A 12,568-nucleotide genomic window follows, 5' to 3' on the forward strand; every position below is an offset into this window, starting at 1 on the left:
CTCTTCGCCCCGTCATGCTTCCCATTTGTAGCCGAAGCCCCAAATGGTGGATATGAACTTCGGCGTTGCCGGGTCATTTTCGATTTTCAGGCGCAGGCGGCGGATATTGACATCGACCACCTTCAGATCGCCGTGATAATCGCTGCCCCAAACAGCGTTCATGATATCATCGCGCGAAAGCGCGCGGCCGCGATTTTCCAGAAAGTTTTTTACGATCAAATATTCCACCTGGGTCAGATCCACGCGCTCGCCGTTTTTCTTCAGTTCGCGGCTGCGGGTGTTCAGCGAAAACGGGCCGGATGTGATGGAATCTGCGCTGAACGCGCCCGCGTTGAGGCGGCGGTAAAGGGCTTCTGTTCGGGCCACCAGTTCCACCACGGAAAAGGGCTTCACCACATAATCATCGGCGCCTGTCATGAACCCGTTGATCTTATCGGTTTCCTGCGACATGGCGGTGAGCATGATGATGCCCATACGGCTGCCGCTGCCGCGGATGCGGCGGCAGACTTCAAACCCATCGATATCGGGCAGCATCACATCCAGGATCGCCACATCGATATCATTATGGTTGCGCACATAGGCCACGGCTTCTTCGCCCAGCGCGAATTCTGCCGTTTCAAAACCCGCGCGTTTCAGGTTGATCACCACAAAACTGCGGATGTTATCTTCATCTTCTAAGATCAATGCTTTTTTTGACATTAGTTATATCCCTCCATGCCCCACTCTTTGGTAATCATATGGAAACAAGACTGCATTTCTTCCTCGGTCAGCGTATATTGCCCATAATTGTTGGCCGGGATGGAATAAGCAAAAATCGTGTTGGAAGTTTCTTTCAGCAGGCCCATGCCGCTGTTTTCAAAATATTCCCGCCGGCTGTCGCCTGTGAACGCATAGATGTTCAAAAGCGTGTTGGTTTCATCGGGCTCTAAACGATATTCGCCGTTTTTTCTGCCCGCCGGCGGCACAAAGAAGATCGTCTTGCTGATGCCGGCTTCGTTTTTCTTCAGCACAGTCACATTCTCGCCCCAGCGTTCCGGCCAAAGGAAGAACCAGTCTTCGGCGGTGGAATGGAAAGTGGTCATCACAAGCTGTGTCTGGTTATCGGGCAAAAATCTTGTCCATTTGAGTTTCCATCGTGTTTCGGAAGAATTGGGGTCGCCATATCCCGGCAGCATGGTCGCCAGCGGAATTTCATAGATCCCGTCGCCATCCATATCGCGGCATTGCACGCTGACCTGTCGCCAGGTGCTGCTGCTGGTCATGCTGTCCATATCCATTGTGGCGTTGTGGAAACTGCCGTTGCGATATTTCACGATATCGGTCAGATATCCGCCGGTGTTCATCAGGCTATCCACATAAAGCGCGCGGCCCGAATCGCTTGTGATGCCCTCTGTGATGGCCACCACATTCTTGATATCGGCGGAAAGGGCGGTTTCCGTCAGCTGAGTGCAGCTTTCGCCCATAAAGCCATAGGCCGCGATGCTCATGGCGTTTGTGCCGCGGTCATAAGAAATGGTCACGATCTCTTCCACACCGTCGCCATCCAGATCATTGATCGACATATTGGCATATTTCACCGTCAGCGCATCGATCAGGCCGTCTTTGCCCACCATATGCACCGTCATGCCATAAGAGGTGTTATCTTCGCCCGCCCAGCACAGCACGATGGCCACCGAGCCGTTGGGGCTGCTTTTCACATAATGCACTTCGCGAAGATATTTGCCATAACCTTTGGTATGGCCGATCTCTTTATAACCTTCGCCCTGCTTTTTATGGATATACACCGAATATTCGCCGCTGGTGGCGCTGCGGAAAAACGAAATGGTTTCATCGTTCCCGTCGCCGTCAACATCCACAAGCTGCACCGCCTGGCGGTTGGGTCCGTCTTCCGCCACCGCATAGGTGAAGCCCTTGGCCAGAATATCATCTAATTTTTTTTGAAGGGTGACATATTCCCCGGGCAGCTTTGGCAGCGAAGCCAGGCCATCGCCGCTTTCAATGGAACAGCCCGTTAAAAATACCGTGCAAAACAGCAGGCAGCCCGCCGCTATGCGTCGTAATGCTTTTTTCTCCACATCAGAACCTCATTCCCATTGAGATCAGGTCAGCGAAAGCCGTCTTGCCATCGCTTCCATACCAAATCAGTATATCACACTTCCACTTGAAAAAAAACAGCCGAAAAAGCCTTTTGATGCCATTTTTTCATCTTCTCCGGGTAAGCAAAGCGGGCAGAGCGCAATGCTCTGCCCGCAAAAAGGCCGCAGCCTTTATTTTTAGAAATACTTCTTGATTTTATCGGTCGCTCTTGCAATGTCAGTGCTGAGGCTCACGGTAAATTTCACACCTGTCTTTGCGTTGAAAGCATCCAGCTGCTCTAAGAATCTTTCGATCGCGGCCACATCGTCATTGTGCGAGATCTTCAAAGTGCTGTCGATAAAGATATGGGTGATATCATAATTGCCTGCATACATGCCTGTGACAAACGCAAACAAAGTTTCAAAGCTGTTGACGAAATCATATTCGGTAATATCCACCAGCTTTGCATTATGATTCAGATCGAAGCGAAGCTTTTGACCCATCTCGATGCATACCACATTGCCGGATTCATTTTCAACTGCATTATTTACAAGTTCAACTAAGTGTTTTGTTTTACCGCTGCCGGGCAGACCCATAAAAACTTTTACCATAAGGAAGTACCTCCTAACTTTTGTTTATCAAATGATATCATAAACAAACGCGGGTTACAACCGATTTTTAGTAAATCTTTTCTATTTTGACGGTTTTTATTTTTTCAAAAGGGCGCCGTCCATGGCGCAGATTTTCAAAATTTTCCAGAATATCTGCGGCACGCGCAGTGCTTCCACGGTTTCGGCCGCCACCACGGGGATGCTGGCCACTTCTTCGCCTTCCACCGTCAGGCGCAAAACGCCCACCTGCTGCCCCGCCTGAACGGGGGCCTTCAGCTTTTGCTGCATGGTCAGTTCCTTTTCAAGGGCGGCCACCTTTTCCTTTTTCAAAATCAGCGGTTCGTTCTGCCCCAGCATGCAGGAAACCTTGCTGTGTGAACCCAGCAAAACGGGGATCGGCATCAGCGGCTGATCGGGGGTGATCTCAACGGCCTGATAATTGGAAAACCCATAATTGAGCATCGCTGTGATATCGGCGTTGCGCAGGGCGGAAGAAGAAGCCCCCATCGCCACAGCCACCAGCGAAAGCCCCTCTCTTGTGGCTGTGCCCGAAAGGCAATAGCCCGCCTTTTGGGTATAGCCGGTTTTCAAGCCCGTCATCCCCTGATAGGTGCGGATGAGGCGATTGGTGTTCGTCAGCCCCGAAGCGCCGCCGCGCAGCGTATCCATCCAGATGGTCGTATACTTAAAGATCTCCTGATGCTTGATGAGTTCGCGCGACATAATGGCGATATCCCGCGCGGTGGTCAGATGCCCTTCGGCGGGCAGACCGTTGCAATTGACGAAATGGGTGTTTTCCATGCCCAGCTCGGCGGCCCGCTCGTTCATCTTTTGAACAAACGCCTCTTCGGTTCCGTAAAGGTGTTCGGCCAGCGCCACTGCGCAGTCGTTGGCTGAAACCACGGCCACCGCTTTCAGCATATCGGCCACGCTCATCTGTTCATTTTCTTTCAGCCAGATCTGGCTTCCGCCCATGGAAATGGCGTGCCGCGAAGCGGTCACCGTGTCTTCCCAGTTCAGCCTGCCTTCATCCAGCGCTTCCATCACCAGCAGCATGGTCATGATCTTGGTCACACTGGCGGGTTCGCGCTGTTCATCGGCGTTCTTTTCAAAAATCACCTGGCCCGTTTGATCCATCAGAATCGCCGAAGGAGAAGTCACGCCGCTCAAAGCCGCGGCGGCTTGCTCCTGGGCGCCTGCCGCGCCGGCCAAGAGGATGCCGCATAAGAATAAACTGATAAGCCGTTTTCCCGTTTTTTTCATGCCGAATGCCTCCTTTTCGCTTTAATCATGCATATGAGCCGAAAAAAGAATTTATGTGATGGGGCAAATAGAATTTTCTATGTCAGTTGCTTCCTGTTGAATTCTTCGTTATAATGGAGGTGCTGTGGGAATGGCGGCTTTTTGCCAAAACGCCCGTCGGCTTTTTACAGCTTAATCAGCAAACCAAAAAGGATGAATGGTGATACCATGAAAATCGCGTTCTATACCCTCGGCTGCAAAACGAATCAATTCGAGACTCAGGCTCTGGAAACGCTGTTTGAACAGCGCGGCCACGAGATCGTGCCTTTTGATGCCTATGCGGATGTTTATATCGTCAATACCTGCACCGTCACCGCATTAAGCGATAAAAAATCACGCAACGCCGCAAGGCGCACGAAAAAGATCAACCCAAACGCCACCCTGATCGTCTGCGGATGTTATTCGCAGATCGCCCCGCAGCAGGCGCAGGAAATGTGCGGCGCCGACCTGGTGATCGGCACAGAAAACAAAGGCCAGATCGTCGAACTGGCCGAAAACGCCCAAAAGCAAACGCCCGCTGTGGATGACGCGGTGCATCACAACCGCCCCTTTGAAGTTTTGCCCGCCGGCGGCTTGAAAGGGCGCACCCGCGCGCTTTTAAAAGTGCAGGATGGATGCCAGAATTTCTGCACCTATTGCATCATCCCCTATGCGCGGGGCCGCTGCCGCTCGATCCCGCTGGCCACCGCCGCTTCCGAAGCCGCGCGGCTGGAACAGATGGGCTATTGCGAGATCGTGATCACCGGCATCGAAGTCAGCTCTTACGGTGTCGATCTGCCCGAGCGCCCCACCCCCGCCGATTTGGTGGAAACCGTATGCCGCGCCGCGCCTTCCACCCGCATTCGCCTTTCTTCTTTGGAACCACGCACCGTCACACCGGAATTTCTGGCTCAGGTCGCTCCTTATCAAAACCTCTGCCCGCATTTCCATCTTTCTCTGCAAAGCGGCTGTGACAAAACATTGAAGCGCATGAACCGCAAATACGGCGCCGCCCGCTATCGGGAATCGGTGGATCTTCTGCGTTGCGCTTATCCCGGCTGCGCCGTCACCACCGATCTTATTGTGGGCTTTCCCGGCGAAACCGAGGCCGATTTTGAAGAAAGCCTTGCTTTCATCGAAGATTGCGCTCTGGCCCAGGTCCATGTGTTCCCCTATTCCCGCCGCGAAGGCACCCCCGCTTATTCGATGCCCGATCAGATCCCCAAAGCTGAAAAAGAGCGCCGCGCCCACATCGCCGGCTGCCGCACGGCGGCGCTGCATCACCGCTTTCTCGAAAGCAAGGTGGGGCAGACCCTTTCCGTTTTGTTCGAGCAGCAGAAAGACGGCGTTTACAGCGGATTTTCCCCCGAATACTGCGAAGTGCATACCAAAGGCGAAGCCCTTCATAACATGGTAAAGGAAGTCACCATTCTCTCGGCAAACGAAAACTATCTGGTCGGCGAATGCCGATGACCGCTGTTTTATCACCTATTATTTTAAGGAGTGTGTTACATGAGGAAAAACATTTCGACCATCCTGCTGGGCCTTCTTTTGATTTTGGCTGGCATCGGCTATGGCGGCAACGCCATGGATCTCTGGCATTTTGAGCTGTTCTTTGATGGCTGGTGGACTTTGTTCATCATCGTTCCCTGTGCCATGTCCATCATCGATCACGGCTTTGACACCGGCAACACCATCGGTCTGGGCGTCGGCATCATGCTGCTGCTTTCTTCTTTGGATATTCTGAATTATCATATCACCATGCGCCTGCTGTTCCCGCTGGTTCTCATCGCTTTGGGGCTTTCGCTTCTGCTGCGCCCCCGCCGCAACCGCGCCGAGATCACACAGGCTGCAAGCTCGCTGAGCGGCCAGGATGTGCCCGAGATCACGGCCTGCTTCAGCAGCGACACCCGCCATATTGCAAACGAAATCACGGGCGGCGCGCGTCTGACAGCCGTTTTCGGCAGCCTGACCATCGATCTGAGAGACGCCGTCATCACAAAAGATATCCTGCTTGAATGCTCCGCCGTGTTCGGCGGCATCGATCTGCTGCTGCCTGCGGGCGTTACCGTGAAATGCGATACCTTCAATCTGTTCGGCGGAACCGATAACCGCTTTAAAACCGTCACCGCTCAGGGCCCCACCGTTTATCTGACAGGCTCTGCCGTGTTTGGCGGCATTGAGGTGAAATAGCATGAAAAATTCCAGTGGAAAACGCTCGATGGCGTTGGTCGTGGGCTATTGCGCAGCGGCGCTGTTGATCTTTTTCATTCTGAGATTGATTTTCGGTCTTGCGGGTTTTTCTTTCTTTTTATCCTCTAAAAAAACGACCGCCGAAACCTCGTCGGAAAACGCGGCCCTTGCCGATGAAGAGATCACCGGGCTTGCTTTGAAAAAGATGTCCGGCTCCGCTAAAATCGTGCTGGCGGATGTGCCCCATGCCACCATCGAAGCCCAGAACATGCCGGAATCCTTTAAATGGAAGGTGGAGGATGGGATGCTGACCGCTTCCTGCGGCAGCGAACCGAATTTCTTCTTCCACTTTTTCAACGGCGGCCGCAGAGCGCCCCGCCTGACCATCACCCTGCCGAAAGATGCCCATTTGACTTCTGTTTCGCTAGAAGGCGGCGCGGGCGATTTCACCCTGCACGACCTGACGGCCGACGACCTCACCGTATCGATGGGGGTGGGCGAACTGGAACTCAAGAAGATCACCGCCAAAAACAGCTGCGATTTTCAGGGCGGCACAGGCGATCTTTCTCTGATCGACTGCGATTTGAATAACGCGAAGATCTCTGTCGGCGTGGGCGATCTTGATTTGAAAGGCGGCTTGAAAGGATCCTGCCGTCTGGAAGGCGGCGTGGGCGATATGGAACTGCGTTTGAGCGGTTCCGAAAGCGATTATCAAATCACCACCGAAAGCGGCATCGGCGAAGTGGAACTGGGCGGCAGCGATATCAAAAACGCCACCGTGGGTTCGGCAGATGCCAAAAACCGGCTGCATATCAAAAGCGGCGTGGGCGATGTAGAGATTTCTTTCAGCCGCTGATAGCAGATCTGCCCGATAAAAAACATAACGAAGGAGCTTATCCAACATGAAAAAAACTCTCATTGGCGGCTTTGTTTCTTTGATCGGCACCATCTGGGCTCTTGCTTCCATCAATATTGCCGGCAACAACCTGGTTTCAGATTGGTCTACTCCGCCGGGCCGTTTTCTCACCACGCTTGCCGCAACAGGGCTTCTTTGGCCCTTTATCCTTGCGATTGTCGCGACTCTTGGCGGAATGCTCCTGATGGGGATCGAATATTTTAAAAAAGAAAGCTGAATTCTTTCAACAGATCGTTTCCCCTCTTCATAAAAGAAAAAAGGTGATGCGCCTTGCCGGCAGCATCACCTTTTTCATATTCTTTTTCAGATGGCCTGTTGTCATTCCTCCAGCTGCCAGCAGATCGGTTCCTGCCCGTGTTCTTCTAAGAACGCGTTGCATTTTGAAAAATGCCGGCATCCGAAAAAGCCGTTATAGGCCGAAAGCGGGCTGGGGTGCGCCGCCGTCAAAATCAGATGGTTCGGGTTCGTGATCAGCTCACGCTTGCTTTTCGCATTGCCGCCCCACAGCAAAAACACCATCGGTTCCTGCCTTTCGTTCAGCAGGCGGATGACCCTGTCGGTGAAAATTTCCCACCCCATGCCTTTGTGAGAATTGGCCTGCCCCGCGCGCACGGTGAGCACCGTGTTGAGCAGCAGGACCCCCTGCTGCGCCCAGGAAACCAGGCTGCCATGCTGCGCGGGCGCGATGCCCAGATCCGCCTGCAGTTCTTTATAGATATTTTGAAGTGAAGGCGGTATCGCCACCTCTTTTTTCACCGAAAAGCAAAGCCCCTGCGCCTGATTGGGCCCGTGATAGGGATCCTGCCCTAAAATAACGGCTTTGACCTGATGGTAGGGCGTATATTTCAGCGCGCTGAAGATATCATACATGGAAGGATAAACCGTATGTGTTCGATATTCGGATGCCAGAAACTGCCGCAGCTTCAAGTAGTAATCCTTCTCGAATTCCCCCGCCAGAAGCGAATCCCAATCATTGCCGATCTTCACCATGCCGCATTCTCCTTTTTGCTGTTCTGAAGAATATCATAACGCAAAATTCGAGCTTTGACCACCCTTTCAACACAATTACGGTTGATTTTTTGTGAAAATATGATAAGATAGAAAGCAATATGCTTCGCTTTGCCGGCAGCGCGCAGCCGGCTGTTTTTATGAGCGACCAAAAACCTTGCGCGTGATGAGGATTCCGATTTATGCTTACTGTTTCTGATGTTGCACTGAATTTTGACGGGCAAGACCTTTTTTCCCATGTCGATCTCAAATTTACCGCCGGCAACTGCTATGGCGTTATCGGCGCGAACGGCGCCGGCAAATCCACCTTTTTGCGCATCTTATCCGGCGCGTTAGAGCCTTCCAGAGGTTCTGTGGCTCTGGATAAAAATATGCGCATGTCTGTGCTGAAGCAAGACCACTTCGCTTATGATGCCTATACGGTTTTGGACACCATTATCATGGGCAACGCGCGCCTTTATGAAATTATGAAGCAAAAAGACGCGCTGTATGCAAAAGAAGATTTTTCCGATGAAGACGGCATTCTCGCTTCGGAACTGGAAGGCGAATTTGCCGAAATGAACGGCTGGGAAGCCGAATCCGACGCCTCCCGTCTGATCCAGGGGCTCGGCCTGCCCGTGGATCTGCTTTATTCCCAGATGGAAACCCTGCAGGGCAAAGAAAAGGTGAAGGTTCTGCTGGCCCAGGCGCTTTTCGGCCAGCCTGATATCATCCTGCTTGACGAACCCACCAACAACCTGGATGTGGCCTCCATCGCATGGCTTGAAAACTTTTTGCAGGATTATCCCGGCACGGTGATCGTGGTTTCCCATGACCGCCATTTCCTCAACAATGTCTGCACCCATATCGTCGATATCGATTACACCAAGATCCGCATGTATGTGGGCAACTATGATTTCTGGTATGAATCCAGCCAGCTGATGCAGCGCCTGCTGCGCGATCAGAACAAGCGCCGCGAAGATAAGATCCGCGAGCTGCAAAGCTTCATCCAGCGGTTTTCGGCCAACAAATCAAAATCGCGCCAGGCCACTTCCCGCCGCAAAATGCTGGATAAGCTGGAAGTGGATGATATGCCCGCTTCTTCCCGCCGCTATCCCTTTGTGGGCTTCACCATCGACCGCGAACCCGGCAAAGAAATTTTGACCGTGACGAACCTCAGCAAAGTCATCGATGACGAGCAGGTGCTCAATCAGGTTTCTTTCCGCGTGAACAAGGGCGATAAGATCGCTTTCATCAGCGAAAACGAAAACTCCGTGACCACCCTTTTCCGCATTCTGGTGGGTGAGCTGGAACCCGACAGCGGCGAATTTAAATGGGGCTCCACCATCACGCAAAGCTATTTCCCCCATGATAACTCGGCCTTCTTTGATGAATTCACCGGCAATCTTTTAGATTGGATCGAGCAGTTCGCCACCAATGACACCACCGAAACTTATTTGCGCGGTTTTCTGGGCAAAATGCTGTTTTCGGGCGATGATGTTTATAAGCCCGCCAATGTGCTTTCCGGCGGCGAAAAAGTTCGCTGCATGCTTTCGCGCATGATGATGAAAAACGCCAATGTGCTGCTGCTGGATCAGCCCACCAACCATTTGGATCTGGAATCGATCACCGCGGTCAACAACGGTCTGATGGATTTCAAAAGCAATGTGCTGTTCAGCTCTCATGACCATCAGTTTATCCAGACCATTGCCAACCGCATCATCGAACTGACCCCCACAGGCTTCATCGACCGCTCCTGCACCTATGACGAATATCTGGAAAAAATGAACGGCATCGTGGATTGATTTTCCGCGCCGTTTCGCGTTTGGCGGCAGCGGCTGTTTTCGGCTTCTGCCGCCTTTTCATGAAAGAAAGAGAGTGAAAAACCGTGATTTTAAAAGGCAGTGTTTTTTCAAAGGTTCTGGGCATGGATACCGGGCTTTCCATTGTGGCCCCCAATTCCCCTTCGCCGGCCGGCGAGCCGCGAAAGGTGGTTTATCTGCTGCATGGTTTATGCGGCAGCAACAGCACCTGGATCGATTATTCTATGCTGCCCGCCTATGCCGCCGGCAGCAATACTGTTTTCATCCTGCCCGAAGTTGCGCGCAGTTTTTACACCAATATGGCCCATGGCTTTGATTATTTCCGCTATATCACCGAAGAACTGCCCGAGATCTGCCAAAGCGCTTTCCGCATTTCCGCCCTGCCCAAAGATACGGCGGTGATGGGCGGTTCCATGGGCGGCCACGGCGCTTTAAAATGCGCGCTGCGGTGCCCGGATCGCTATGGCATGTGCGGGGCGTTCGCCGCATCCCCCCTCTTTTTGAAAAAAGGGCTTGATGAGCTGCGCAAAAACGGGATGTCGGAAGAGTTTCTTTCCGCTTTTGGCAATCAGCTCGACCGCGATTTTCACAGCGCTTTCGGCGACGAACTGGTTTGGAAGGCGGAAAACGACCCTTCTGCGCTGATGCTGCAAGTGCCCGCCGAAAAAAAGCCCCGTGTTTTCATGGCCTGCGGCGAGGAAGACGGATTTTTGGAAGAAAACAAAGCCTTCTCTTCGCTTCTGGCCCAAAACGGCTATGATGCCGCTTTCAAATGTCTGAAAGGCAATCACACTTTCTATTTCTTCAACGAAGCCCTTCAGGCCGCGCTGAAACATTTCGAACTGATCTGATCTTTTTTTCTGAAATAATCATAAAAAAGCGCTGTTCCTCATCAAAAAGGAACAGCGCTTTTATTTTGCTGTCATGCAATCAATCTTTAAAAACTTCTTTTACCGACGCCGCCAAACCGGCAAGGCTCTGGATCTCGGAAGGGATGATGATTTTTGTTGCTTTGCCGTCTGCCGCTTTTGTAAAGGCATCCAGCGAACGGATCTTGATGATGGCATCGCTGGGCGCCGCTTCGTTCAGCATACGAATGCCTTCCGCCGTTGCCTTCTGCACTTTCAGCAAAGCTTCAGCTTCGCCCTCGGCCTCGGTGATCTTCGCCAGGCGGTTTGCTTCCGCGCGCAAGATCGTCGATTCTTTTTCGCCTTCCGCCACCAGAATCGCGGCGCGTTTCTCGCCTTCGGCGCGCAAGATAGATTCACGGCGTTCGCGTTCCGCCTTCATCTGCCGTTCCATCGCGTCTTGAATTTCGCGGGGAGGAATGATATTTTTCAGTTCCACGCGGTTGATCTTGATGCCCCAGGGATCGGTGGCTTCATCAAGAATGGTGCGCATCTTGGTGTTGATGATATCACGCGAAGTCAAAGTCTGGTCAAGTTCCAGTTCGCCGATGATATTGCGAAGCGTGGTGGCTGTCAGGTTTTCGATGGCCGCCATGGGATGCACAACGCCATAAGTGAACAGCTTGGGGTCGGTCACCTGAAAATAGATCACGGTGTCGATCTGCATGGTGACATTATCTTTGGTGATGACCGGCTGCGGCGCAAAATCAGAAACTCTTTCTTTCAAAGTCACTTTGTTGGCAATGCGCTCGATGAGAGGTATTTTGAAATGCAGCCCGGTTTCCCAAGCGGTGTTGAAAGCGCCCAGGCGTTCCACGATGAAAGCGTTGGCCTGCGGAACGATCACCACGCAGGAAGCCACCAGCGACAGAGCCATCACGATGACCACCGCGGTGATGCCGATGGTGAAAACAGAGCTTACCGATAATACCGTTATCATACTTTTTCCTCCTCATGTGCTTTATTTTCACAGACGATCAGCTTAACGCCCGATATCTGTAAAATTTTCACGGTTTTTCCCGTTTCAATGGGTTCTTCTGTTTGGGAACGCGCCGTCCAGATCTGGCCGGCCACGCTCACCTGCCCCTGCGCATGCAGGTTGTCGATTCGCTGGGTCACGATGCCTTCTTGCCCCACAACGCGGTCTGCATTGGTTTTCACACGCCCCAGTTTCATTTTGGCCACCAGCGGGCGCGTTAACAAAAGCAGCAATGCTGTGCCCAAAATGAACAAAAACAGCTGCCAGCCCCAGCTGAGATCGCATAAAGCGCCGATCATCGCCAGCAAACTGCCGAAGGCGAACCAGATAGAGGTCAGCCCCAGTGTCGCCGCTTCCAGCACGACAAACACCACCAAGGCGATCAGCCAAATCACAGGCATTGGAATCATCATCGATTCTCACCCCATTTCTCCGTTGTGCGGCCTTTTCGCGGCCGCCAAAAACAAAAATCCGTCTTGCGGAACCTTTGTTGCCTAAAAACTTTTCGCTCGGGAAATTTCCAAATCCACCCCGCACGCAGGGGTATTTCTTCTCTCAAACTGCCAAACAAAGCGGCTGTTTCGCAGCAGCGCCGTTCACTTCTTCTGCCAAACCGCCTTGCAGGGGAAACGCTTGCCGCGCTTTATAAAGATATGCCCCCAACATGGCGCCATATTCCATCCGCCCGGCCCCGCGAAGATCGAGCCGCAGTATTTGAATTATTCTATGATGCCATGAACGCAAAGCGCGATTGGCATAAATTGGCCGTCGCCGCAAGATGGATAAACTAACTG

13 protein-coding genes are annotated in these 12,568 nt (G+C 52.5%); 6 read left to right on the plus strand and 7 right to left on the minus strand.

Annotated features, from left to right (window positions below):
* Nucleotides 1-12: 12 nt before the first annotated feature.
* The 4 genes from ACJA3I_RS09675 to ACJA3I_RS09690 form a co-directional block, all read right to left on the minus strand.
* Nucleotides 13-699 (minus strand): response regulator transcription factor, encoded by a 687-nt coding sequence (locus ACJA3I_RS09675; protein ID WP_458862397.1) that lies wholly within the window; start codon nt 697-699, stop codon nt 13-15.
* On the minus strand, nt 699-2,075 hold the full coding sequence (locus ACJA3I_RS09680; protein ID WP_458862398.1) for a hypothetical protein: 1,377 nt from the start codon (nt 2,073-2,075) through the stop codon (nt 699-701). Before ACJA3I_RS09680 ends, ACJA3I_RS09675 begins: the two co-directional genes overlap by 1 nt.
* Nucleotides 2,076-2,273: 198 nt before the next feature.
* Nucleotides 2,274-2,687 carry a hypothetical protein gene (locus tag ACJA3I_RS09685; protein WP_458862399.1) on the minus strand — a complete coding sequence of 138 codons (414 nt, stop codon included), beginning with the start codon at nt 2,685-2,687 and terminating at the stop codon, nt 2,274-2,276.
* Nucleotides 2,688-2,783: 96 nt separating this feature from the next.
* Entirely contained in the window at nt 2,784-3,950 is a 1,167-nt protein-coding gene (locus ACJA3I_RS09690) for a D-alanyl-D-alanine carboxypeptidase family protein (protein WP_458862400.1), read from the minus strand.
* A gap of 207 nt (nt 3,951-4,157) precedes the next feature.
* On the opposite strand from ACJA3I_RS09690, the gene mtaB reads away from it, so the two are divergent.
* The 4 genes from mtaB to ACJA3I_RS09710 are packed head-to-tail and all read left to right on the plus strand — an operon-like array spanning nt 4,158 to nt 7,294.
* On the plus strand, nt 4,158-5,441 hold the full coding sequence (mtaB, locus tag ACJA3I_RS09695; protein ID WP_458862401.1) for a tRNA (N(6)-L-threonylcarbamoyladenosine(37)-C(2))-methylthiotransferase MtaB: 1,284 nt from the start codon (nt 4,158-4,160) through the stop codon (nt 5,439-5,441).
* Nucleotides 5,442-5,480: 39 nt separating this feature from the next.
* Entirely contained in the window at nt 5,481-6,161 is a 681-nt protein-coding gene (locus tag ACJA3I_RS09700) for a LiaF transmembrane domain-containing protein (RefSeq protein ID WP_458862402.1), read from the plus strand.
* Nucleotide 6,162: 1 nt separating this feature from the next.
* Nucleotides 6,163-7,017, plus strand: coding sequence for a DUF4097 family beta strand repeat-containing protein (locus ACJA3I_RS09705; RefSeq protein ID WP_458862403.1), 855 nt, complete (start codon nt 6,163-6,165; stop codon nt 7,015-7,017).
* 46 nt (nt 7,018-7,063) lie between these two features.
* On the plus strand, nt 7,064-7,294 hold the full coding sequence (locus ACJA3I_RS09710; protein WP_458862404.1) for a hypothetical protein: 231 nt from the start codon (nt 7,064-7,066) through the stop codon (nt 7,292-7,294).
* A 101-nt stretch (nt 7,295-7,395) separates the two neighbouring features.
* Here the strand turns inward: ACJA3I_RS09710 and ACJA3I_RS09715 are convergent, their stop codons facing one another.
* A complete protein-coding gene (locus ACJA3I_RS09715; RefSeq protein WP_458862405.1) occupies nt 7,396-8,067 on the minus strand; it encodes a uracil-DNA glycosylase in 672 nt (223 codons plus the stop codon).
* 200 nt (nt 8,068-8,267) lie between these two features.
* Here ACJA3I_RS09715 and ACJA3I_RS09720 point away from each other — a divergent pair, with 200 nt between their 5' ends.
* Together ACJA3I_RS09720 and ACJA3I_RS09725 are read left to right on the plus strand one after the other, a co-directional pair.
* Entirely contained in the window at nt 8,268-9,869 is a 1,602-nt protein-coding gene (locus ACJA3I_RS09720; RefSeq protein ID WP_458862406.1) for an ABC-F family ATP-binding cassette domain-containing protein, read from the plus strand.
* Between the two features lie 83 nt (nt 9,870-9,952).
* Entirely contained in the window at nt 9,953-10,738 is a 786-nt protein-coding gene (locus tag ACJA3I_RS09725) for an alpha/beta hydrolase (protein WP_458862407.1), read from the plus strand.
* 79 nt (nt 10,739-10,817) lie between these two features.
* Here the strand turns inward: ACJA3I_RS09725 and ACJA3I_RS09730 are convergent, their stop codons facing one another.
* Both ACJA3I_RS09730 and ACJA3I_RS09735 read right to left on the minus strand, forming a co-directional pair.
* Complete coding sequence (locus ACJA3I_RS09730) at nt 10,818-11,672, minus strand: SPFH domain-containing protein (protein ID WP_458863844.1); 855 nt, start codon at nt 11,670-11,672, stop codon at nt 10,818-10,820.
* A gap of 59 nt (nt 11,673-11,731) precedes the next feature.
* The gene (locus ACJA3I_RS09735; RefSeq protein WP_458862408.1) at nt 11,732-12,187 is read right to left on the minus strand and encodes an NfeD family protein; all 456 of its coding nucleotides are present in this window, start codon (nt 12,185-12,187) and stop codon (nt 11,732-11,734) included.
* Between the last annotated feature and the right edge of the window lie 381 nt (nt 12,188-12,568).

This window comes from Acidaminobacterium chupaoyuni (assembly GCF_047936785.1).
GTDB lineage: Bacteria > Bacillota > Clostridia > Oscillospirales > Butyricicoccaceae > Acidaminobacterium > Acidaminobacterium chupaoyuni.